This is a genomic window from Aureimonas ureilytica DSM 18598 = NBRC 106430 (assembly GCF_000382705.1).
GTDB classification, from domain to species: Bacteria; Pseudomonadota; Alphaproteobacteria; order Rhizobiales; family Rhizobiaceae; genus Aureimonas; species Aureimonas ureilytica.
Map to the genome: position 1 here is coordinate 590,772 of NZ_ARQE01000002.1, position 21,603 is coordinate 612,374.

Annotated in this window: 18 protein-coding genes; 10 read left to right on the plus strand and 8 right to left on the minus strand. The window is 66.7% G+C overall.

The annotated features are described in order from the left end of the window. Positions 1–17: 17 nt before the first annotated feature. Positions 18–1,808 (minus strand): aspartate--tRNA ligase, encoded by a 1,791-nt coding sequence (aspS, locus tag B146_RS0106640; RefSeq protein ID WP_019995639.1) that lies wholly within the window; start codon positions 1,806–1,808, stop codon positions 18–20. Between the two features lie 169 nt (positions 1,809–1,977). Between aspS and rnd the strand changes: the two genes are divergently transcribed. Beyond that, positions 1,978–3,129, plus strand: a complete 1,152-nt coding sequence (gene rnd, locus B146_RS0106645; protein WP_019995640.1) for a ribonuclease D — start codon at positions 1,978–1,980, stop codon at positions 3,127–3,129. Positions 3,130–3,193: 64 nt separating this feature from the next. On the opposite strand, the gene B146_RS0106650 is transcribed toward rnd, so the two are convergent. The 4 genes from B146_RS0106650 to B146_RS0106665 form a co-directional block, all read right to left on the minus strand. Next, positions 3,194–4,729, minus strand: a complete 1,536-nt coding sequence (locus B146_RS0106650; RefSeq protein WP_244498148.1) for a Ppx/GppA family phosphatase — start codon at positions 4,727–4,729, stop codon at positions 3,194–3,196. Continuing rightward, complete coding sequence (locus B146_RS0106655) at positions 4,704–7,061, minus strand: RNA degradosome polyphosphate kinase (protein WP_019995642.1); 2,358 nt, start codon at positions 7,059–7,061, stop codon at positions 4,704–4,706. The genes B146_RS0106650 and B146_RS0106655 overlap by 26 nt, the downstream gene beginning before the upstream one ends. Before the next feature lie 62 nt (positions 7,062–7,123). Continuing rightward, a complete protein-coding gene (locus B146_RS0106660) occupies positions 7,124–7,810 on the minus strand; it encodes a P-loop NTPase family protein (protein WP_155897409.1) in 687 nt (228 codons plus the stop codon). A gap of 2 nt (positions 7,811–7,812) precedes the next feature. Continuing rightward, on the minus strand, positions 7,813–8,982 hold the full coding sequence (locus B146_RS0106665) for an AI-2E family transporter (RefSeq protein ID WP_019995644.1): 1,170 nt from the start codon (positions 8,980–8,982) through the stop codon (positions 7,813–7,815). A gap of 337 nt (positions 8,983–9,319) precedes the next feature. Between B146_RS0106665 and purM the strand changes: the two genes are divergently transcribed. From purM to B146_RS0106680, 3 genes are all read left to right on the plus strand, one after another. Beyond that, on the plus strand, positions 9,320–10,390 hold the full coding sequence (gene purM / locus B146_RS0106670; RefSeq protein WP_019995645.1) for a phosphoribosylformylglycinamidine cyclo-ligase: 1,071 nt from the start codon (positions 9,320–9,322) through the stop codon (positions 10,388–10,390). Beyond that, the gene (purN, locus tag B146_RS0106675) at positions 10,387–11,073 is read left to right on the plus strand and encodes a phosphoribosylglycinamide formyltransferase (protein WP_019995646.1); all 687 of its coding nucleotides are present in this window, start codon (positions 10,387–10,389) and stop codon (positions 11,071–11,073) included. The genes purM and purN overlap by 4 nt, the downstream gene beginning before the upstream one ends. Before the next feature lie 80 nt (positions 11,074–11,153). Then, on the plus strand, positions 11,154–11,747 hold the full coding sequence (locus tag B146_RS0106680) for an HdeD family acid-resistance protein (RefSeq protein ID WP_019995647.1): 594 nt from the start codon (positions 11,154–11,156) through the stop codon (positions 11,745–11,747). Between the two features lie 159 nt (positions 11,748–11,906). On the opposite strand, the gene B146_RS0106685 is transcribed toward B146_RS0106680, so the two are convergent. Further along, entirely contained in the window at positions 11,907–14,012 is a 2,106-nt protein-coding gene (locus B146_RS0106685; RefSeq protein WP_019995648.1) for a molybdopterin-containing oxidoreductase family protein, read from the minus strand. Positions 14,013–14,116: 104 nt separating this feature from the next. Continuing rightward, positions 14,117–15,229, minus strand: coding sequence for an alkene reductase (locus tag B146_RS0106690; protein ID WP_019995649.1), 1,113 nt, complete (start codon positions 15,227–15,229; stop codon positions 14,117–14,119). 130 nt (positions 15,230–15,359) lie between these two features. Here B146_RS0106690 and B146_RS25275 point away from each other — a divergent pair, with 130 nt between their 5' ends. The 3 genes from B146_RS25275 to B146_RS0106705 all read left to right on the plus strand — a co-directional run bounded on the left by B146_RS25275 (position 15,360) and on the right by B146_RS0106705 (position 17,327). Next, a complete protein-coding gene (locus B146_RS25275; protein ID WP_019995650.1) occupies positions 15,360–16,202 on the plus strand; it encodes a 23S rRNA (adenine(2030)-N(6))-methyltransferase RlmJ in 843 nt (280 codons plus the stop codon). 70 nt (positions 16,203–16,272) lie between these two features. Beyond that, positions 16,273–16,719 (plus strand): hypothetical protein, encoded by a 447-nt coding sequence (locus B146_RS0106700; protein ID WP_026358389.1) that lies wholly within the window; start codon positions 16,273–16,275, stop codon positions 16,717–16,719. An 11-nt stretch (positions 16,720–16,730) separates the two neighbouring features. Continuing rightward, positions 16,731–17,327 (plus strand): glutathione S-transferase family protein, encoded by a 597-nt coding sequence (locus B146_RS0106705; protein ID WP_019995652.1) that lies wholly within the window; start codon positions 16,731–16,733, stop codon positions 17,325–17,327. 69 nt (positions 17,328–17,396) lie between these two features. Here the strand turns inward: B146_RS0106705 and B146_RS0106710 are convergent, their stop codons facing one another. Further along, complete coding sequence (locus tag B146_RS0106710) at positions 17,397–18,050, minus strand: outer membrane protein (protein WP_019995653.1); 654 nt, start codon at positions 18,048–18,050, stop codon at positions 17,397–17,399. Positions 18,051–18,391: 341 nt separating this feature from the next. On the opposite strand from B146_RS0106710, the gene uvrC reads away from it, so the two are divergent. The 3 genes from uvrC to moaD all read left to right on the plus strand — a co-directional run bounded on the left by uvrC (position 18,392) and on the right by moaD (position 21,602). Further along, positions 18,392–20,518 carry an excinuclease ABC subunit UvrC gene (uvrC, locus tag B146_RS0106715; RefSeq protein ID WP_019995654.1) on the plus strand — a complete coding sequence of 709 codons (2,127 nt, stop codon included), beginning with the start codon at positions 18,392–18,394 and terminating at the stop codon, positions 20,516–20,518. A gap of 146 nt (positions 20,519–20,664) precedes the next feature. After that, positions 20,665–21,246, plus strand: coding sequence for a CDP-diacylglycerol--glycerol-3-phosphate 3-phosphatidyltransferase (pgsA, locus tag B146_RS0106720; RefSeq protein WP_019995655.1), 582 nt, complete (start codon positions 20,665–20,667; stop codon positions 21,244–21,246). Positions 21,247–21,350: 104 nt separating this feature from the next. Next, positions 21,351–21,602: a molybdopterin converting factor subunit 1 gene (gene moaD, locus B146_RS0106725; protein WP_019995656.1), complete on the plus strand. Its 252-nt coding sequence runs from the start codon at positions 21,351–21,353 to the stop codon at positions 21,600–21,602. Position 21,603 lies beyond the last annotated feature (1 nt).

Genomic DNA, 21,603 nt, shown 5'->3' on the forward strand with positions numbered 1-21,603 from the left:
CGGTCGTGTGGCTGGCCTTAGGCCTTGGGTGCCTGCGGCATGGGGCGGATCTGGAGATCGCGGAGCTGCTGCGGCGTTGCCGGCGACGGCGCGTTCATCAGGAGGTCGAAGGCCTGCTGGTTCATCGGGAACAGCGTGATCTCGCGCAGGTTCTTCGCGCCGCAGAGCAGCATGACCACGCGGTCGATGCCGAAGGCGCAGCCGCCATGCGGCGGGGCGCCGTACTGGAAGGCGCGATACATGCCGCCGAACCGGTCTTCCACGTCCTGCTTGGACAGGCCGACCATCTCGAAGGCCTTCACCATCAGTTCGGGCGACTGATTGCGGATCGAGCCCGACGCGATCTCGAAGCCGTTGCAGACCGCGTCGTACTGATAGGCCTTGATGGTCAGCGGGTCCTGGTTTTCCAGCGCTTCCATGCCGCCCTGCGGCATCGAGAACGGGTTGTGCGCGAAATCGATGCGCTTCTCGTCTTCGTTGTATTCGAAGAAGGGGAAGTCCACGATCCAGCAGCACTCGAACCGGTCGCGATCGACGAGGTTCAGCTCCTCGCCGGCGCGCGTGCGCGCTTCGCCCGCGAACTTGTAGAACTTCGAGGGCTCGCCGGCCACGAAGAAGCAGGCATCGCCATCGCCAAGGCCGAGCTGCGCGCGGATCGCGTCCGTGCGCTCGGGGCCGATATTCTTGGCGAGCGGGCCCGCGCCCTCCAGCGCCTCCCCCTCTTTCCGCCAGAAGATATAGCCGAGGCCCGGCTGGCCCTGGCCCTGCGCCCATGAATTCATGCGGTCGCAGAAGGCTCTGGAGCCGCCGGTCTTGGCCGGGATCGCCCAGACCTCGACCTTCGGGTTGGAGGCGATCATGCCCGCAAAGACCTTGAAGCCCGAGCCCGCGAAATGCTCGGTCACCGCCTGCATCTCGATCGGGTTGCGCAGGTCCGGCTTGTCGGAGCCATACTTGCGGATCGCCTCGTCATAGGGGATGCGCGGCCATTCCTTGGTGACCGGCTTGCCTTCCGCGAATTCCTCGAAGATCTGCGTCATGACCGGGGTCATGGTGGTCCAGATGTCGTCCTGCGTAACGAAGCTCATCTCGACGTCGAGCTGGTAGAACTCGCCCGGCAGACGGTCGGCGCGCGGGTCCTCGTCGCGGAAGCAGGGCGCGATCTGGAAGTAGCGGTCGAAGCCGGCCACCATCAGAAGCTGCTTGTACTGCTGCGGGGCCTGCGGCAGCGCGTAGAAATTGCCGGGATGGATGCGGCTCGGCACAAGGAAGTCGCGCGCGCCTTCCGGCGAGGAGGCCGTCAGGATCGGCGTCGTGTATTCGGCAAAGCCCGCGCCCGTCATCTCGCGGCGCATGGCGGCGATGATCTGCGTGCGCTTGACGATGTTCTTGTGCAGCGTGTCGCGGCGAAGGTCCAGGAAGCGGTACTTGAGGCGCACGTCCTCGGGGTATTCAAGATCGCCGAAGACCGGAAGCGGCAGTTCCTGCGCCTGCGCCAGAACCTCGATCTCGCGCGCGAAAACCTCGATCTCGCCGGTCGGCAGCTTGGTGTTGACCGTCTCGGGCGTGCGGGCCTTCACCTCGCCATCGATGCGGATCACCCATTCCGAGCGCACGGTTTCGGCCGTCTTGAAGGCGGGAGATTCGGGGTCCACCACAATCTGCGTCAGGCCGTAATGGTCGCGCAGGTCGATGAAGAGAAGGCCGCCATGGTCGCGCACCCGGTGGACCCAGCCCGACAGGCGAGCGGTCTGGCCGACCTCGGCGGTGCGCAGGGCGGCGCAGGTATGGCTGCGATAGCGGTGCATGGCGATCTTTCTCCGAGCCTCGAAATTCCGGGAGGCGCTCTGTGGCCGCGCCCGTAGGGGACGCCGCCTGCTTTTTGCGCGGGAAAAGCACACCAAGCGCCGGCCCTGTCAAGTTTTGCGCGCAACCGGCGCTTTCCATCGCGCGCGCGCATCGTCTATGGATCGAAGCATGGAGCCGATCACGACCACCGCCGCCCTTTCCGACGCCTGCCGCACCCTGGCAAAGGCCGAGTTCGTCACCGTCGACACCGAGTTCATTCGCGAGACGACCTTCTGGCCGGAACTCTGCCTGATCCAGATGGCCTCCGACGACCTCGCCGTGCTCGTCGATCCGCTGGCCGAGGGCATCGACCTCCAGCCCTTTTTCGAGCTGATGGCCGACACGTCCGTCCTCAAGGTCTTCCACGCCGCGCGGCAGGATCTCGAAATCATCCACAAGCTCGGCGGCCTCATTCCCGCCCCGCTCTTCGACACGCAGGTCGCCGCCATGGTCTGCGGCTTCGGCGAGTCGATCGCCTATGACCAGCTCGTCGCGCGCACCACCAAGGGGCGCATCGACAAGACCTCGCGCTTCACCGACTGGCGCCGCCGCCCGCTCTCGCCCGAGCAGCTCGAATATGCGCTGGGCGACGTCACCTATCTGCGCGACGCCTATCGCTTCCTCGCCAAGGCGCTGGAAGTCGAGGGGCGCGAGGATTGGCTGGCCGACGAGATGGCCGTTCTGTCCGACCCCGGCACCTACGACATCCATCCGGACGATGCCTGGAAGCGCCTGAAGCTGCGCATCCGCAAGCCGATCGAGCTCGCCGTTCTGAAAGAGATCGCCGCTTGGCGCGAGCGCGAGGCACGCGCCAAGGACCAGCCGCGTTCGCGCATCCTGAAGGACGACGCGCTCTACGAGATCGCCCAGCAGCAGCCGCGCGACGAGCAGGCGCTGTCGCGCCTTCGCACCGTGTCCAAGGGCTTCGAGCGTTCCAATGCCGGCCGCGAGCTTCTGGCGGCCGTGGCGCGCGCCCATGCTATTCCCAAATCGCAGCTGCCCCCGATCCCCAAGCCCCCGGCCCTGCCCGAGGGAACGGCGGCGGCAGTGGAGTTCCTGCGCGTTCTCCTGAAGATCGTGGTCGAGGAGCGCGGCGTCGCCGGTCGTCTCATCGCCTCCAGCGACGATCTGGAGAAGCTCGCCGTGGATGGCGACAAGGCCGAGGTGCCGGCGCTCGAGGGGTGGCGGCGCGAGCTGTTCGGCGCCCGGGCGCTGGAACTCCTGGCCGGCCAGACGGCGCTGGTCTATCGCAATCGCAAGGTCGAGATCGTCTCGCTCTGAGACGCGAAAGGGGCGGCGCCCTCCCCGGACGCCGCCCCTCGAATCATCCGATGAAATCCTGCGTTCAGCGCACGTCGAAACGCAGCGTGCGCTCCACGACCTTGGCGAAGGCTTGAAGGCGGGCCTCCGGGCGCTCGCCGAGAAGCGGCTCCAGGCCGCGCGGCACGACCAGCGAGAACCCGCCGCGCGGGTCCTGTTTCCATTGCAGACGACCGAGAACGCCCGGCATCGCCGCCGTCAGCAGGTAGCTGACGCGGAAGAGCGAGGCGAGCACGCGCGCCAGATAAAGCAGGCGCGGATCGAGTACGCTGCCGATCGATTCGAGAACGCTCGCGTCGAACTCGCCCTCGTAGCGGTAGTAATTGGCGAGCGCGAGATAGACGCGGCCCGGATGGTCCACCGCCGGAATATTGGCGTTGATGATGATCGAAAGGCTCTGCCGCCCGCGATAATCGGGATGGGCGCGCCAGGAAATGTCGGTGAGAAGGCAGGCCGCCCTGCGCAGCCGCGCCTCGTAGGGTGTTTCGTTGATCGACAGCGCCTCGAAGGTTCGTGCCGACCAGTCCGCCAGCTCTTCGTTGTGGAGCGGCGAGCGCGAGCGCAGGAAGGAGAGTTCGAGCGCCGATTCGAGCAGCGGATCAAGCGCCTTCTCTTCCTCCGACAGGCGCGAATGAAGGTAGCCCTCGCGCACGCCATAGGCGGACAGCACGATCTCGGAGGGCTTCAGCTGCGAGATCACCGCCTGCATCGCCACCGCGCCGAAGGCCAGGAGCGAGCGTCGGTTGCGCGAGATGGCCGCGATGCCCGGCAGCTTGTCCGGATCGCCCCGCGCGACATTCGCCAAAAACGCTTCGACCTCGGCCGCCTTCACCCGGTAGCCGTGCATGACATGCACGGGATAGCCGGTCTGCTCCATGTGGAGCTTGAACAGGTTTCGCCAGGTTCCGCCGACGGCATAGAAGGGCCGCCCGGTGGCGATCGAGGCGAAGTTGGATTGGGCGACATGGGTTTCGGCGATGGCGCGGGCGCGGGCGATGTCGTTGCCCGAGAGGTCCTGCAGGCGCAGGCCGCCGAGCGGCATGGTCACGCCCTTGCCGATGCGCCCGTCGGCGATCTCGACGATCTCGAGACTGCCGCCGCCGAGATCCCCGGCGATGCCGTTCGGCGCATGGAAGCCGGCCATGACGCCTTCGGCCGCGAAATGCGCCTCGTCGGCGCCGGACAGAATGGTGATCGGGCAGCCGAGCGCGGCTTCCGCGGCGGCCACGAAGTCCGGCCCGTTGGCGGCTTCGCGCGCGGCGGCCGTGGCGATCGGGTGAATTTCCGTCACGCCGCTCTGGTCGCACAGGGCGCGGAAACGCTTGAGGGCGCTGAGGGCGCTCGCCACCGACTTGTCGTCCAGCCGGTTGGTCTGGGCGATGCCGCGCCCCAGACCGCTCAGGACCTTTTCGTTGAAGAGGGTGGTCGGCGCCCTGACATTGCCCTCGTAGATCACGAGGCGAACCGAGTTCGATCCGATATCGACGACCGCCACCGGCGAACGGCCGGGAATCCGGCCGTTCGGATGCAGGAGATCAATCGAAGCGTGAGTGCTCGGCACGCTGCCTTGCGATGAGCTTGGGTGCATTCGACTTCAGGGCCTTCCCCCGACCCGAGAGACTCGGATTGGTCATGAAATAACGCTGGGCGTTGAACGGCTGTTCGCCCTCGGAAGGCTCGATCCGCCGCGACGTTCCATCCGCCAGGACAGACCAGCTTTGTTGGTTGTCGAGGATATTAGCGAGCATGATCTGCGACAAGACCTGGCTGTGGACGGTGGGCGTCGTGATCGGAATCAGGGTTTCCACGCGTCGATCCAGGTTGCGCGGCATCATGTCCGCCGAGCCCATGTAGACCAGCGCCTTTTCCGAGGGCAAGCCATGGCCGGCGCCGAAGCAGAAGATGCGGCTGTGCTCCAGGAAGCGGCCGACGATCGACTTGACGCGGATGTTTTCCGACAGGCCCGGCACGCGCGGCTTGAGGCAGCAGATGCCGCGCACCACGAGATCGATCTCGACGCCCGCCTGGCTCGCCCGATAGAGCGCGTCGATGATCTGCGGATCGACCAGCGAGTTCATCTTCATCCAGATCTGGCCCTGGCGGCCCGCCTTCTCGTGCTCGATCTCCTCCTCGATATGCTGGAGAATGCGCTTGCGCAGCGAGAGCGGCGACATGGCGAGCTTGCGCAGCTCGGTCGGCTCGGCATAGCCGGTGATGTAGTTGAAGATATGCGCGACATCGTGGGCGATGTCGGGATCGGTCGTGAAGTAGCTGAGGTCGGTGTAGATCTTGGCGGTGATCGGGTGGTAGTTGCCCGTGCCCACATGGACGAAAGAGGTGAGCTTGCTTTCCTCGCGCCGCACCACGAGCGACAGCTTGGAATGCGTCTTCTTCTCGATGAAGCCGAAGACGACCTGAACGCCGGCGCGCTCCAGATCGCGCGCCCAGCGAATGTTGGCCTCCTCGTCGAAGCGCGCCTTCAACTCCACCAGCGCCGTCACCGACTTGCCCGATTCGGCGGCGTCGATCAGAGCGCGCACGATCGGCGAGTCGTTGGAGGTGCGGTAGAGCGTCTGCTTGATCGCCACCACGTCCGGGTCACGCGCGGCCTGACGCAGGAACTGCACCACCACGTCGAAGCTCTCGTAGGGGTGGTGGATGACGATGTCCTTCTCGCGGATCGCCGCGAAACAATCGCCGTTGTGCTCACGAATCCGCTCGGGGAAGCGCGGGATATAGGGGTCGAACTTGAGGTTGTCGCGCGGCAGCTTGACGATCTGCGACACCGAATCGAGCGCCAGGAGACCGTCCATCACCGAGATGCGGTTCTCGGCGACCCCGAGTTCGCCGGCCACGAAGTTGCGCAGGGATTCGGGCATCACATGGTCGAACTCGATACGGATCACCGAGCCGCGCCGACGCCGCTTCAAAGCCGTCTCGAACAGGCGCACGAGGTCCTCGGCCTCTTCCTCGACTTCGATATCGGAGTCTCTGATGATGCGGAACGTGCCCTGCCCCTTCACCCGGTAGCCTGGGAATAGCTTGGAGATGAAGGTCGCGACCACGCTTTCGAGCGGCACGAAGCGGGCCTCGCCCTCGTCCGTCAGCGGCAGTTCCACGAAGCGTTGCAGCGCCACCGGCAGGCGCAGGAGCGCATTCATCCCTTGCGAATCGCGCTCGCGCACGAGCGAGAGGGCCATGGTGAAGCCGAGATTGGGAATGAACGGGAACGGGTGCGCCGGATCGACCGAAAGCGGGGTGAGAACCGGAAAGATCGCCTCGTTGAAATGGCGCTCCAGCCAGTCGCGATCCTCGCGCTTCACGTCGCCGGCGCCCACGATCGAGATGCGCTCGGCCTTCAGTTCCTTCACCAGCGCGGCGAGCGAGGCCTGCTGCTCTTCCTGAAGGCTCGACACTTCGGCCAGGATGCGATCGAGCTGCTCCTGCGGGAGCAGGCCGTCGACGCTGCGCACCTCGACCTTCTCGCGCACCTGCCCCGCGAGACCGGCGACGCGCACCATGAAGAACTCATCGAGATTGCCGGCCGAGATCGACAGGAAGCGCACGCGCTCCAGAAGCGGATGCGCCGCGTTCTGCGACTCCTCCAGGACGCGCCGGTTGAACTGGAGCCAGGAAATCTCGCGGTTCACGTAGCGGTCGGCCGGCAGTTCGCTGACCACGGGCTCGGGCGGCGGGGCGGAGACCGGAACGATGCCGATCGCCTCCATCAGGGGCTGGTCGGGCAGCGGCTCGCTGTCGAAGCCCTCGTCCTCCAGTTCGTTCTCGGCATCGATCTCGGAGGCTTCGAGCGCCAGTTCCGCCTCCTCCACGCCGTCCGGGCTCGTGTCCACGGACGATTGTTGCGTCTTGTCGGAAGAGATCACGTCGCTCATGCCCAGCCGTCGCCTCGAAAAATGCAGTTACTTGGTCGCCTTAAGGAAGTTGCACGACTGTTTCATGACTGTCGGGCCTTCTCCTCCTCCATTTCGCTCAAAATGCGCTGGAGAAGCGTGCGCGAGATGCGTTCCTTGGAGGCGAGCGCCTCCAGATCCAGCCGCCGGATCAGGTCCGCCGCCGCGTCCAGCGAGCGCTCCATGCGCGTCACGGCGTAGTCGATCAACCGCGGATCGAGCTCGATCTGCCGATCCGCCGCGAGCTTCATGAGAACGCCGGAGAGAAGCATCTCGTCGGGTGCGCGCAGCTCCGCCACGGTCGCGGCGCGAAGGCGCGACAGGAGATCGGGCAGACGGAACGGCAGCGCGCTCGCCGGCACGCGGGAGGTCAGAAGCACCGTACCGCCGCCGAGCCGGGCCGCGTTCAGAAGCTGGAAAAGCTCGGTTTCATCGAACCCCGCCCGGTCGACATCCTCCACCAGCGCCGCGAAGGGCGTCCGGCTGATGAGGTCGGCGGCCGCCTCGCCCGGCCGGTAGGGCGTGGCGTCAGCGCCTTCCGCCCAGGCGGTCGCGAGATGGGTCTTGCCCGAGCCGACCGGGCCGACCACAAAGAGCACGGGATGCGGCCAGTTCGGCCAGGCGTCCACGGCGCCGACCGCGAGCGCATTGCCCTCGCCGACCACGAGGTCGTCGCGCGCGAGCGAGGGACTGGGCGAAAGGTCGAAGGGTATCTGCGAGGGCTGACGCACGATCAACCGGACTTTCCCGTTTTCGGATCGAACTGGTTCTTCAAGGCGAGTTCCAGATTGCCTCCTTCGATCTCGCGCGGCGCGCCGACCTCGATCGTGCGCCCGAAATACATTTCGCTTTCCAGATATTTATGGATGGCGAAGCGAACGAGAACCCCGACCGCCGCCGCCGCCGGCACCGCCATCAGAAGGCCGACGAAGCCGAAGATCGCGCCGAAGGCGAAGAGCGCGAACATCAGCCAGACCGGATGAAGGCCGACCGACGCGCCGACAAGCTTGGGCTGGAGGATGTTTCCTTCCACGAACTGCCCGGTGAAGAAGACGCCGGCCGTCGCCGCCACCCAGACCCAGTCCGGCGAGAACTGCACGAGCGCGACGCCGATCGCCACGATCAGGCCGATCGCCGAGCCGACATAGGGAACGAAGGAGATGATGCCGGCGAAGAAACCGATGAGGAGGCCGAAATTCAGCCCGACCAGCGTCAGGCCGACGGCGTAATAGGTGCCGAGGATCAGGCAGACGCTGCCCTGTCCGCGCACGAAGCCGGCCACCGCGCGGTCGATGTCGCGCGCCAGACGCCGCACCGTCGCCACATGCTGGCGCGGCACGAGCGCGTCGATCTTGGCGATCATCCGGTCCCAGTCGAGAAGCAGATAGAAAGCGACGACGGGCGTCACCACGAAGAGCGAAACGAAGTTCACGACCGCCAGGCTCGAGGACCAGAGCGAGGCGACAAGCGCCGTCGTGTAGCCGGAGAGCTGGCGCACCAGCGCCTGGAAATCCTGCCGGAGGGTCTGGTCGTCGCCATTGAAGAAGCGCGACAGCGAACCGTTTCGCATCTCCAGCGCCAGTTCCTGCAAGCGGCCGAGATATTGCGGCAGGCGATCCACGAAGCCCGACACCTGCGAGCCGATCACCGGCACGACGATCAGGATCACCAGCGCGATCACGATCACGAAGCCGATCAGGATCAGGAGGCTCGCGGCCAGCCGGGACAGGCCCCGCCGCACCAGCCAGTCGGCGATCGGATCGAGGAAATAGGCCATCACCATGCCGAGGACGAAGGGCAGGAGAATGCCCCGGAACAGCCAGAGCGACAGGCCGAGACCGAGCGCGGCCAGACTCCAGAAGAGAATCTGGCGCTTCAGGAGCTTGGCGCGATCTTGAACCATCCAGACAGGGCTCCGAGGCGCGAACCGGCGCGAAAGGCGGCCGGCGCATGAGCCCGCCGGTTCTTCGAGATAGGCAGCGCTTCGGGAGGGGGTCAAGTCCTGCCCGGGCGGGATGTGGAGAGAGGGGACAATCGCGCCGGGACCAGCGGCGCGGCCGGGACAAGAGCCGCCCTCTTCACCCATCCTTTACCCTTGCGCGGCGGCGGTGGCGATCCGCTCGCGGACCGTCTCCATTTCGCCGAAGCGCGACGGCTCAGAATCGGTTATTCGTGCGGCAGCCAAGGACTTGCCCGCGCGGTTCGATCGTGCGAACTCGCCCCAAAGGGGAAACACTGCCATGACCGCCGAGACCCAAAACGGTTTGACCTATGCCGAAGCCGGCGTCGACATCGACGCGGGCAACGAACTCGTCCACCGCATCAAGCCGCTGGTGCGCTCGACGCGCCGGCCGGGCGCCGATGGCGAGATCGGCGGGTTCGGCGGCTTGTTCGATCTGAAGGCGGCAGGCTTCACCGACCCGGTTCTGGTGGCCGCCAATGACGGCGTCGGCACCAAGCTGAAGATCGCGATCGACGCGGGAAAACACGACACGATCGGCGTCGACCTCGTGGCCATGTGCGTCAACGACCTCGTGGTGCAAGGCGCCGAGCCGCTCTTCTTCCTCGACTATTTCGCGACCGGCAAGCTCGACCCGGCGCAGGGCGAGGCGATCGTCGCCGGCATCGCCGAGGGCTGCCGGCAGGCCGGCTGCGCGCTGATCGGCGGCGAGACGGCCGAAATGCCCGGCCTCTACGCCGAGAAGGATTACGACCTCGCGGGCTTCGCCGTTGGCGCGGCCGAGCGCGGACGCCTTCTGCCGAGCGCCGAACTCACCGAGGGCGACGTCATTCTCGGCCTCGCCTCCTCGGGCGTCCATTCCAACGGCTATTCGCTGGTTCGGCGCATCGTCGAGCGGGCGGGCGCGGCCTATGACGCCCCTGCCCCGTTCGATGCCGGCCGGACGCTTGCCGAGGCGCTCTTGGAGCCGACGCGCATCTATGTGAAGCCGCTTCTCGCCGCGATCCGCGCCGGCGACGGCGTCAAGGCGCTCGCCCACATCACCGGCGGCGGCTTCCCCGAGAACATTCCCCGCGTCCTGCCCGATCACCTGCGCGCCGATATCGACCTTCCGGCCGTCGCCGTTCCCCCCGTCTTCGGCTGGCTGGCGAAACAGGGCGGCGTGGCGCAGGCCGAAATGCTGCGCACCTTCAATTGCGGCGTCGGCATGATCGTGGTCGTCGCGGAAGCGGACGCCGCCTCGATCGCAGCGATCCTTCAGAGCGAAGGCGAGACCGTGGTTCCGCTCGGCCGCATCCTCGCGCGCAAGGACGGCCCGGCCGTCACCTTCAACGGCGAGCTCGCGCTTTGAACGGATCGGCCCGCAAGCGGGTCGCGGTCCTGATCTCGGGACGCGGCTCCAACATGAAGGCGCTGATCGAAGCGGCGAAGGCGCCCGACTATCCGGCCGAGATCGTCCTCGTTCTGTCGAACCGCCCGGATGCGGGCGGGCTGGAAACGGCCCGCGAGGCCGGCATCGAAGCCGTGGCCGTCGATCACAAGCCCTTCGCCTCGCGCGAGGCGCACGAGGCCGAGGTCAACGCGGCGCTCGACCGGGCGCGGCCCGACATCGTCTGCCTCGCCGGCTACATGCGCTTGCTGACGCCGGGCTTCACGGCGCGCTGGGCCGGGCGCATGATCAATGTCCATCCCTCGCTCCTGCCGCTCTTTCCCGGCCTGCACACGCATGAGCGCGCCATCGCGGCGGGCGCACGTCTGCATGGCTGCACCGTGCATTTCGTGACGGAGGTCATGGACGAAGGCCCGATCATCGGACAGGCCGTGGTTCCCGTTCGCCCGGACGACACGCCGGACGGTCTCGCCGCGCGGCTGATCCCGGTGGAGCATCGGCTTTATGTCGAAAGCCTCGCGCTCGTCGCTTCGGGCGGCGTCGCGATGGAGGGCGCCCGCTCGCAGTTTGCCGGCGGATCGTCGGACGCCAAGGCGCCGGCGCTTCTGTCGGTCGGTGGCCGGAGCCTTCTTCTCCAAGATTAACGAAGCTTCACGAAGCGAAGCGGAACCATCATCGTCAGCCACCCATTCAAGCGTCGAAATGTCGCACGAAGGAGGCTTCGATGGTTCCGCTTTCCGACTTTTCCGACAAGACGGTCCGGCGGAAAGCCGCCGAAACGCAGCGCCACATGCGCGATCACTGGACGTTCTACGCTTTCCAGGGCGCGCTTCTGATCGTCGTCGGCGTTCTTGCCCTCGCCGTCCCGCTCGCGGCGACGCTGGCATCCACGATCTTCTTCGGCTGGCTCATGCTGATCGCCGGTGTGGTCGGCATCGTGTCGGCTCTGCGCGCCAAGGGAGCGCCGGGCTTCTGGTCCCATGTGCTTCTCGCCGCGCTCGCGGCGGTGCTGGGTGTCGTGATCCTCTTCAACCCGGTGGCGGGCGCGATCACGCTGACCTGGGCCCTTGCGGCTTACTTCGTGATGGTGGGCGTCGCCTGCTTCTCGATCGCAAGGGCCGTGAAGGCCTCGACGGGCCAGCACCTCGTCCTGTTCGCCTCGGGCGTCCTGAACGTCGTGCTCGCCGCGATCCTCGTTCTCGGCCTGCCGGGCACCGCCGTCTGGGCGATCGGCGTCTATCTCGGCATTTCCTTCATCTCCTCGGGCGTCGGCCTTCTGGCCGCGGCCATCCACGCCCGGAAGAGCGCGGGGGTCTAAGAGCCGGGGGCAGAACCCTGTGGCGGAGAGCCGGCGAGGGATTTTCGTTCCCGGCGAGGCGCCGAGCGGAGGCGATGCAGCGCATCGGCGAGCATCGGCAACGACGATCGGGGACGGAAAGACCCGGCGGATCGACCCGAAGGGTTTTTGTCCCCGGCTCTAAACCGCCCGCAGCCACACCTTGTTGTCATGGAAGGCCGCGCCCCCGAAGGGCGCGGCCGCATCCGCGCCGGTGAGGACGTTGATGCCCTCCCCGCGCTCGAAGGCGCCGTTCGGCCAGAGGCCCTCGTGGATGAGAACGCCGGGCTTGGCCGCCGGGTCGATCTTCAAGGGCAGCACGATTTCCCCACGCGGATTGCCGATCTCGACGCGCTGTCCATCGCCGAGCCCGAGCCGCGCGGCGTCGTCGGGATGGATTTTCAGCTCCGGCCGGCCCTCGCGCTTTCGCGAGCCTTCGGTTTCGGCAAAGCTCGAATTCAGGAACTGCCGGGCCGGCGGTGTCGCCAGACGGAACGGATGGTCGGCGTCGACCTCCTCGATCAGCCCGGCATGGTCGGGGAAACGGGGCAGTTTCTCGACCGGGCCGAGAAGGCCCATGGATTCCGGCGGCCGGTTCGGCGCGTCGAGCCCGGCCCAATCGACCTGGAAGCGGAAGCGGCCGGTCTCGGTCGCGAAACCGCCGAGGAAATGCGAGTCCTCGAAGCCCGGCTGCACGTCCAGCCAGCGCTCGGCTTCGAGCGAGGCCAGCCCCTCGTAGCCGCTGCGCTGGAGAAGATCGTCGATCAGCTGGCGCTCCGTCAGGCCGAAACCCGGACGGTCCGCGACGCCGAGGCGCTTGGCAAGCTCTTCGATGACGAAATGGTTGGTGCGCACCGTCTCGGGATGCTCGATGAGCTTCGGCCCGAACAGGATGTGGCTCTGCCCGCCGCCGCGATAAATGTCGTCATATTCCATCGAGGTCGCGGCCGGCAGCACGAGGTCAGCGAGCCGGGCCGTGTCCGTCATGAACTGCTCGTGGACGGCGACGAAGAGATCCTCGCGCAGGAGACCGCGCACGACGTCGCGCTGCTCGGGCGCGACATTGGCCGGGTTGGTGTTCTGCACCAGCATGGCCGTGACCGGCGGACCGCCCGCCAGCGCGCCGGCGTCGCCCGTCAGCACGGCGCCGATGCGCGACTGGTCGAGATGGCGGATCGAGGCGTCCTGATCACCGAGGCCCTCGATCAGCGCCTTGTCGAAGCGCCAGAGCGCGCCGTTGTTGTGGAAGGCACCGCCGCCTTCATATTGCCAATGGCCGTAGACGGTCGGCACGGACAGCGCCGCGTGCATGGCCACCGCGCCGTTGCGCTGGCGCGAGAAACCGTAGCCGAGCCGGAAGAAGCTGCGCTGCGTGCGGCCGATCAGGGCGGCGAAGCGCTCGATCTCTTCCACCGAAAGGCCCGTGATGGCGCTCGCCCAGTCCGGCGTGCGCGTTTGAAGATGCGCCTCCAGACCAGCCGGATCGTCGCCATAGCGCGCGAGATAGGCGCGGTCGGCAGTGCCATCGCGGAAGGCGATGTGCATGAGGGCGCAGGCGAGCGCGCCGTCCGTGCCCGGCCGCAGCTTCAGCGCGAGGTCGGCCTGTTTCATGGTCGGATTGTCGTAGATGTCGATCACGACGATCGGCGCGCCGCGCTCCTTGCGGGCGCGGATGGCGTGGGTCATGACATTGACTTGCGTCGCCACCGCATTCGTGCCCCAGATCACCACGCAGTCGGACTTGGCCATCTCGCGCGGATCGACGCCGGCGAGCTTGCCGGTGCCGGCGACGAAGCCGGTCCAGGCGAGATTGGTGCAGATCGTGTCGAACTCGCCCGAATAGCGCTTGGCGTGGCGCAGGCGGTTGATGCCGTCGCGCTGCACGAGGCCCATCGTGCCGGCATAGTAATAGGGCCAGACGGCTTCCGAGCCGTAACGCGCCTCGGCTTGCAGAAACTTCTCGGCCACGAGGTCGAGCGCGTCGTCCCAGCCGATCTCGCGCCAGCCGCCCTCGCCCTTGGCGCCCATGCGCTGAAGCGGCTTCAGGAGCCGGTCGGGATGGTGGACGCGCTCGGCATAGCGCGCGACCTTGGCGCAGATGACGCCGGCCGTGTAGCTGTTGCCCTCCGCCCCGCGCACCCGGCCGATGCGGTTGGGGGCGAGGATCTCCACCTCGAGCGCGCAGGTCGAGGGGCAATCATGCGGGCAGGCGGTGAAGCCGGTGCGGGGCGAGACGTGCTGGTTCATGGGCCGACCCTATCGCACGGCGCGCCCTCGGCCCCAATTCAATTTGCGAATGAGAACCATCAAAAGCCGTGAGGCCGCCTCTCGCGAAGCGGCCTCGGGCGATGTCAGGCGGCGTGGCTGTAGCGCGCCACCTCTTCCGGCGTCAGCGCCGGATAGTCGGTGTAGCCATGCTCGTCGCCGCCATAGAACGTGTTGTTGTCCCACTCGTTCAGCGGCGCGCCGAGGCGCAGGCGCGTGACGAGATCGGGGTTGGAAATGAAGAGCTTGCCGAAACAGACGAGGTCGATCTCGCCGTCGTCCAGCCGCTTCTTGGCGAGTTCGACGTCATATTCGTTGTTGCCCATGTAGGTGCCGTGGAAGCGCTGGCGCAGGGCGTGGTAGTCGAACCCGTCCTTGCCGCGATCGCCGCCCGTCTGGCCCTCGATCACGTGGAGATAGAGAAGCCCGCGCTTGTCGAGCGCCTCGACATAGGCGTTGAAGAGGCCCTGCTGATCGCTTTCGCTGGAGCCGCCCATGACCGTGACGGGCGAGATGCGGATGCCGACATGCTCCTTGTCCCAGGCCGCCACCACGGCGTCCACGACTTCCAGCGGGAAGCGCATCCGGTTCTCGATCGAGCCGCCATAGCGGTCGGTGCGCGTGTTCGTGCCGTCGCGCAGGAACTGGTCGAGGAGATAGCCATTGGCCGAATGGACCTCGACGCCGTCGAAGCCGGCCGCCCGCGCGTTGCGCGTCGCCTTGACGTAATCCTGGATCACGCGCGGCAGATCGCTTTCATCGAGCGCGCGGGGCTCGACATGATCCTTGAAGCCTTCTTCCGTGAAGGCCTTGCCGCTCGGCTTCACCGCCGAGGGGGCGACCGGCAGCGCGCCGTTCGGCTGAAGGTCGGGATGCGAGATGCGGCCGACATGCCAGAGCTGGAGCACGATCTTGCCGCCTTCGGCATGAACCGCGTCCGTCACCTTCTTCCACTCGGTGACCTGTTCGTCGGAATAGATGCCAGGCGTCCAGGCATAGCCGCGCCCTTCGACGGAAATGTTGGTCGCCTCGGAAATGATGAGGCCGGCGCCGGCGCGCTGGCGGTAATATTCGACATGCATCGCCTTCGGCACACCGTCGGACGTGGCGCGAGAGCGGGTCAGCGGCGCCATGACGGTGCGGTTCGACAGGTTGAGCGGACCGAGGTCGAACGATTCGAAGAGCTTGGTATGAGCCATCGGAATTCCTTTGCGATGGTTTCGCGCGTTGCCGCGCTTCGGCTATCAGACGACGATATAAGGGCTCCGGTTCCGCGCTGCGGTATCGCATGAGTGAACGCTGCGTCTTCCAAGCGAGAAAGAGGCCGACTTGAACTACCGCCACGCCTTCCATGCCGGAAACTTCGCCGACGTGGTGAAACACGCTCTGTTCTCGCGCCTGATCGCCTATCTCGGGCGCAAGGACAAACCCTTCCGCGTCATGGACACGCATGGCGGCCGGGGCGTCTACGACCTGACAGCAGACGAAGCGCGGCGCACCGGCGAGGCCGCCGAGGGCATCGACCGGCTCGTCGCTTCCCCCGCCTGGGACGATCCGCTTCTGGCCGAATATCGCGCGGCGGTGGAGGCGGCGCGGGCGCGGTTCGGCGCCGACACCTATCCCGGCTCGCCCCTGATCGCCCGCCATCTCCTGCGCCGGCAGGATCGCCTCAGCGCCTACGAACTGCACCCCGTGGACGCCGAGGCGCTGGCCGAGCTCTTTGCGGGCGACACACAGGTCAAGGCGATCGAACTCGACGGCTGGCTGGCGCTCGGCGCCCATGTGCCGCCGAAGGAAAAGCGCGGCCTCGTCCTGATCGACCCGCCCTTCGAGCGCACCGACGAGATCGAGACGATCGTGGAGCAGTTGCAGCGCGCCCATGCGCGCTGGCCGGGCGGCGTCTATGCGGTCTGGTATCCGATCAAGCGGCCAGCCCAGCATCGGCGCTTCCACGATCTCCTCGTCGAGAGCGGCGTTCGCAACATCCTGGCGGCCGACTTCTGGCGCGAGCCGCATGGCGGCGAGGAGCGGCTGGTCGGCACGGGTCTCGTCGTCGTCAACCCGCCCTTCACCTTCGCCGCCGAGGCGCAGGCGATCTTCGATCTCCTGGCGCCCGTCCTGCGGCTTTCGTCGGAGGCGCAATGTGGCATTCATGTGCTGGTCGAAGAATGATCCGGTGCAATATGATGGCGAACTGATGATTCCCGCGCGCCGCGCCGGCCGCATCCGAGGAAGCCGCACCATGCGTCGACATCTTTCCGCCCTCGTCTGCCTCGCGGCCTCTGCCGCCAGCGCCGCGCCCGCCTATGCCGCCGATTATTCGCGCGCGCCGGCTGTGGTCGTGACCAACGCGCTCGTGCCGACCTGCGAGAACCCGCGCGTCATGGCGCAGGTCGAGGACCAGTTCGAATACGGCGCGCCGCGCACCATCCCGGCCGCGCTGCAGGTGGTGGAATTCTCCGATCTCTACGAGAAGGCCTACCAGCCGCGCGACGAATACCGGCAGATCGAGCGCCGCTACTGCCAGGGCACGGCGCTGATCTCGTCGGGCGAGCGCCGGACGCTCTACTACGTCATCGAATATCCGATGGGCTATGCGGGCGTCGGCTGGCGCGCCGAGGGTTGCGTTCTCGGCCTCGATCCGTGGAAGGTGTACGGGGCGAACTGCGAGTCGCTTCGCCGCTTCTGACGGGAGCCTTCATGCGTCTTCTCTATTCCAAGCCTTCGCCCTATTCCTCGAAGGTGCGCATGTCCGCGCATCTTTGCGGCATCGCGCTCGACTGCGTGCCGACCGACACGGGCGCGGAAGGCGACGATCTCCTTCGCACCAATCCGCTCGGCAAGATCCCCGCGCTGGAACTCGACGACGGCTCGACGCTCTACGACAGCCGGGTGATCTGCGAATATCTGGACCGGGCGAGCGGCAATCTCCTGATCCCGCAGACGCTGGAAGGCTGGACGCTCTGCAAGCGGATCGAGGCGCTGGCGGACGGGATGACCGAGGCTGTCATGGCGACGCTCTACGAGGTGCGCTACCGGCCGGAGGAAAAGCGGCACCAGCCCTGGGTCGACAAGCAATGGCGCCGCGCCCATCGCGCGCTGGACGTGCTGGAAGCCGACCTCCCCCACCTGCCGGAAGCGCCGAGCCTCGCCCATTTCGCGGTGGCGAGCGATCTCGGCTGGGTGCAGCTTCGCTATCCCGGCACGTTCGAGGAGAAGAATCCCGGCCTCGTGCGCTGGCTGGAGGCCTTCTACGCGGCGAACCCGGCCTATGCCGAGTTGAAGCCGGCGGCCTGACTTCCACCCTTCCCCAAACAAGAACGGCGCCTCGCGGCGCCGGTTTTCGTTTGGGGCTATGAAACGCGATCAGAACTTCAGCGCGAGGCCGGCGCGGATCGAATGCTCGTCGAAGCCCGAGGAGACGGACACGTTCCCCAGATCGTAGGTCTTGTCGCTGAAATTGGAGTAGCGATATTCGACGCGCGAGGTGACGCCGTCCGTCACCTTGGCCTCGACACCGGCGCCCACCGTGTATCCGAGATGGGTCTGGTCGTCGCTCGCGCCGCGCAGCGTCAGCTCCTTGTTGGACACGGCCAGACCGCCGGTCGCGAACAGGAGGATCGGATCATAGGCGACGCCGACCAGCGCGCGCAGCGAGCCGAAGGCCGTGGAATCGGCCGAGATCGGAACACCGGTCGCGACGTTGAAACCGCCGGCATCGACGTCGGACGCGCCGATATCGCCCTCGAGCCCGTAGACGAAGCGCTCGGTCTGGAGGCTGTAGCCGGCATAGACGCCGCCGACGACGCCTTCGCCGTCGAAGCTCGCGCCGCCGCTCTGGTCGAACTTGGCGAAATTGTAGCCGACGAAGCCGCCGGCATAGGGGCCGGACCACGTATAGGCGCTGGCAACGGGAGCGATCGGCGCGGCCGCCTCGGGCAGGACGGCATCCGCCGCCTGGGCCGTGGAGGCCAGCAGCGTCAGAGCTGCGCCAAGGGCAAAGGTGCGCACCACCTTCATCGATCCCACTCCATCCGAGGCGGATCATTCCGCCGGTTCGAAACTCTCTTCGCGAACGCGCGCCAGAGCCGCGGCGTTCCCGAACCTGTCGCCTCAAAAAAACCATCACCAGAGGATGGTTGACTTCGGCTTGGTCCGCTCCAACCGATATAAGCGCGATGTCCGCCCGTCGCCAATTGCAGCGCGGTGACACTCCCATCCCAATCACGCCGTCCTCGCCGGTCGAAAGGCGGGCAAAGACGCACAAAGCGCGCAAAAGCCCCCTCCCATCGGCGCGGCGAAGAATCATATAAGGACTGACCTTGCCCACGAGCCGGGCATGGCGCCGACGCGGCGCCCCCATGCGACACAAAGGGCGCGGCCTCTCCCCGCGCTTCGGCAGCGAAGACGACATGACCGACGAAGTGATTCCCGAGATCGACGACGAGGACGAGGATTTCGCGGGCGACGAGACGGAATCCGACATCGCCGCCGAGCCCTCCGCCGCCGCATCGCTGATCGCCGCCATCGAATGGGACGACGGCGGGCGCGACGTCGACCAGACGCTCGTCGGAGCGGACCTCATCTCGGCCTTCCAGAAGCAATTGCCGAACAGCCCCGGCGTCTATCGCATGTTCGACGAGGGGGGCGAGGTCCTCTATGTCGGCAAGGCGAAGTCGCTGAAAAAGCGCGTCGCGAGCTACACCCGCCTTCAGGGCCACACCAACCGCATCATGCGCATGATCCGCGCGACGCGGCACATGGAGTTCGTCACCACCCGCACCGAGACCGAGGCGCTGCTTCTCGAGGCCAATCTCATCAAGCGCCTGCGCCCGCGCTTCAACGTGTTGATGCGGGACGACAAGTCCTTCCCCTATATCCTCGTGTCCGACGATCACGAGGCGCCGGCGATCTTCAAGCATCGCGGGGCGCGCTCGCGAAAGGGTAGCTATTTCGGCCCCTTCGCCTCGGGCGGCGCGGTCGGGCGCACGGTCGCCTCGCTGCAGCGCGCCTTCCTTTTGCGCACCTGCACGGATTCCGTCTACGAGACGCGCTCGCGCCCCTGCCTTCTCCACCAGATCAAGCGCTGCGCCGGCCCCTGCACGCGCGAGATTCCGCTGGAGGAGTATCAGGCGCTGGTGAACGAGGCGAAGGGCTTCCTGTCCGGCCGCTCCAGCCAGGTGAAGCAGGCCATCGCCTCGGCCATGCAGGAAGCGGCGGAGGATCTCGACTTCGAGCGTGCCGCCGTGTTCCGCGACCGCCTGTCGGCGCTCGCGCATATCCAGGGGCACCAAGGCATCAACCCGCACGGGGTCGAGGAAGCCGACGTCTTCGCCATCCATCAGGAAGGCGGGCTGACCTGCATTCAGGTCTTCTTCTTCCGCACCGGCCAGAACTGGGGCAACCGCGCCTATTTCCCGAAGGCCGATTCGACGCTGGAGCCGGGCGAAGTGCTCGGCGCGTTCCTCGGCCAGTTCTACGACGACAAGCCGCCCGCCTCGCTCGTGCTTCTGCCGGTCGAGATCGAGGACGCCGCCCTCCTCGCCGAAGCGCTCGCCACGAAGGCCGGCCGGCGCGTTCAGATCAGCGTGCCCCGTCGCGGCGAAAAGAAGGATCTGGTGGACCACGCCACCGGCAACGCGCGCGAGGCGCTGGGTCGGCGGCTGGCCGAAACCTCCTCGCAGGCGCGGCTCCTGGCCGGCCTCAAGGAGACCTTCGCGCTGGAGCGCATCCCGCGCCGGATCGAGGTCTTCGACAATTCGCACATCATGGGCACGAATGCCGTCGGCGCGATGATCGTCGCCGGGCCGCAGGGTTTTGCCAAGAGCCAGTATCGCAAGTTCAACATCAAGGGCACCGACATCACGCCGGGCGACGATTTCGGCATGATGCGCGAGGTCATGACGCGCCGCTTCTCGCGCCTCATCAAGGAGCATGGCGACGCGGGGCCGCAGCCCTCCGCCCCGCTTCCCCAGGAAGGGGCGACCGAGGAGCCGGAGACCGAGGAGACGCTGGAAACCGCCGAAATGCCGGCCTGGCCCGACCTCGTTCTCGTGGACGGCGGCAAGGGCCAGATTTCGGCGGTGCGCCGGATTCTGGACGAGCTCGGCATCGCCGACAAGGTGACAACGATCGGCGTCGCCAAGGGCGTCGATCGCGATGCCGGCCGCGAGCGATTCATCGTGCAAGGGCGCGATCCCTTCTCGCTGCCGCCGCGCGATCCGGTGCTCTACTTCGTGCAGCGCCTGCGCGACGAGGCGCACCGTTTCGCCATCGGCACCCACCGCGCCAAGCGCAAGAAGGAGCTGACCGCCAATCCGCTGGACGAGATCGGCGGCATCGGTCCCTCTCGAAAGCGCGCCCTCCTCCACCATTTCGGAACGGCGAAAGCCGTCTCGCGCGCGGCCTTCGACGATCTTCTCAAAGTCGAGGGCATTTCGGCGGCCATGGCCAAGACGATCTACGACCATTTCCACGAACGCCAGTGACCAAGCCGACTGGCCGGAGCACGTTTCCTGCCCGCAAAAACGGCGCGCGATGTTGACGCGGCTGCCAAGCCACGTTTGAACAGGCAATCAGCAAGCCCATGGCAGTCGCATCCGCCTCCTGCCGCAATCCGAACCGGACCGAACCCATGGCCTCCAAGGCGCTGAACCTTCCCAACGTCCTGACCTATGCGCGAATCGTCGCCGTGCCCCTCGTGGTTCTCTGCTTCTTCGTGGAAGGAAAGCTGCACGGCTCGGACACCGCGCGCTGGTGGGCGCTCGGCCTCTTCGTCGCCGCGAGCGTGACGGACTGGCTCGACGGCTATTTGGCCCGCGCCTGGCAGCAGACCTCGACCATCGGCCGGATGCTCGACCCGATCGCCGACAAGCTGCTCGTGGCCGCCGCGCTTCTGGTGCTGGCCGCCGACGGCACGATCGCGGGTTGGACGATCTGGGCGGCGATCGTCATCCTGTGCCGCGAAATCCTCGTCTCGGGCCTGCGCGAGTATCTCGCCGAGCTGAAGGTTTCCGTGCCGGTCACGCGGCTCGCCAAATGGAAGACGGCGACGCAGATGGTCGCGATCTCCTTTCTTCTCGCCGGTCCGGCCGGCGAGGCCATCATCCCCTTCGTGACGCAGGCCGGCATCGTCCTCCTGTGGATCAGCGCGATCATCACGCTCTACACCGGCTACGATTACTTTCGCGCCGGCCTGCGCCATATCGACGTCTGAACAGGCTTCTCGGGGCGCCGCATCGGCTGTCCCGAGGGGATCATGCAGGACATCAGACCGTCGAGCCGCGAAGCGGCCCGGTCACGGCGTAGAGGACAAGGGGCATGAAGATCGTCTATTTCGCCTGGATCCGCGAGCGCGTCGGGCTGGACGAGGAGGAAGTCGCGCTGCCGGCCGGCATCGTCACGGTCGGGGACTTCCTTCACTGGCTGAAAGGGCGCGGCGAGAATTTCGCCGATGCACTGCAGGCGCCGCAGAGCGTGCGCGTGGCGCTCGACCAGGAGCATGTCGAGCATTCCGAACCGCTCGGCGATTGCCGCGAGATCGCGGTGTTTCCGCCCATGACCGGCGGCTGAC

Bases quoted from the DNA above. Each gene is read 5' to 3' on its own strand.
- aspS (WP_019995639.1), bottom strand. From the start codon at position 1,808: ATGCACCGCTATCGCAGCCATACCTGCGCCGCCCTGCGCACCGCCGAG.
- rnd (WP_019995640.1), top strand. From the start codon at position 1,978: ATGGAGCCGATCACGACCACCGCCGCCCTTTCCGACGCCTGCCGCACC.
- B146_RS0106655 (WP_019995642.1), bottom strand. From the start codon at position 7,061: ATGAGCGACGTGATCTCTTCCGACAAGACGCAACAATCGTCCGTGGAC.
- B146_RS0106665 (WP_019995644.1), bottom strand. From the start codon at position 8,982: ATGGTTCAAGATCGCGCCAAGCTCCTGAAGCGCCAGATTCTCTTCTGG.
- purM (WP_019995645.1), top strand. From the start codon at position 9,320: ATGACCGCCGAGACCCAAAACGGTTTGACCTATGCCGAAGCCGGCGTC.
- B146_RS0106680 (WP_019995647.1), top strand. From the start codon at position 11,154: ATGGTTCCGCTTTCCGACTTTTCCGACAAGACGGTCCGGCGGAAAGCC.
- B146_RS0106685 (WP_019995648.1), bottom strand. From the start codon at position 14,012: ATGAACCAGCACGTCTCGCCCCGCACCGGCTTCACCGCCTGCCCGCAT.
- B146_RS0106690 (WP_019995649.1), bottom strand. From the start codon at position 15,229: ATGGCTCATACCAAGCTCTTCGAATCGTTCGACCTCGGTCCGCTCAAC.
- B146_RS0106700 (WP_026358389.1), top strand. From the start codon at position 16,273: ATGCGTCGACATCTTTCCGCCCTCGTCTGCCTCGCGGCCTCTGCCGCC.
- B146_RS0106705 (WP_019995652.1), top strand. From the start codon at position 16,731: ATGCGTCTTCTCTATTCCAAGCCTTCGCCCTATTCCTCGAAGGTGCGC.
- B146_RS0106710 (WP_019995653.1), bottom strand. From the start codon at position 18,050: ATGAAGGTGGTGCGCACCTTTGCCCTTGGCGCAGCTCTGACGCTGCTG.
- uvrC (WP_019995654.1), top strand. From the start codon at position 18,392: ATGCGACACAAAGGGCGCGGCCTCTCCCCGCGCTTCGGCAGCGAAGAC.
- pgsA (WP_019995655.1), top strand. From the start codon at position 20,665: ATGGCCTCCAAGGCGCTGAACCTTCCCAACGTCCTGACCTATGCGCGA.
- moaD (WP_019995656.1), top strand. From the start codon at position 21,351: ATGAAGATCGTCTATTTCGCCTGGATCCGCGAGCGCGTCGGGCTGGAC.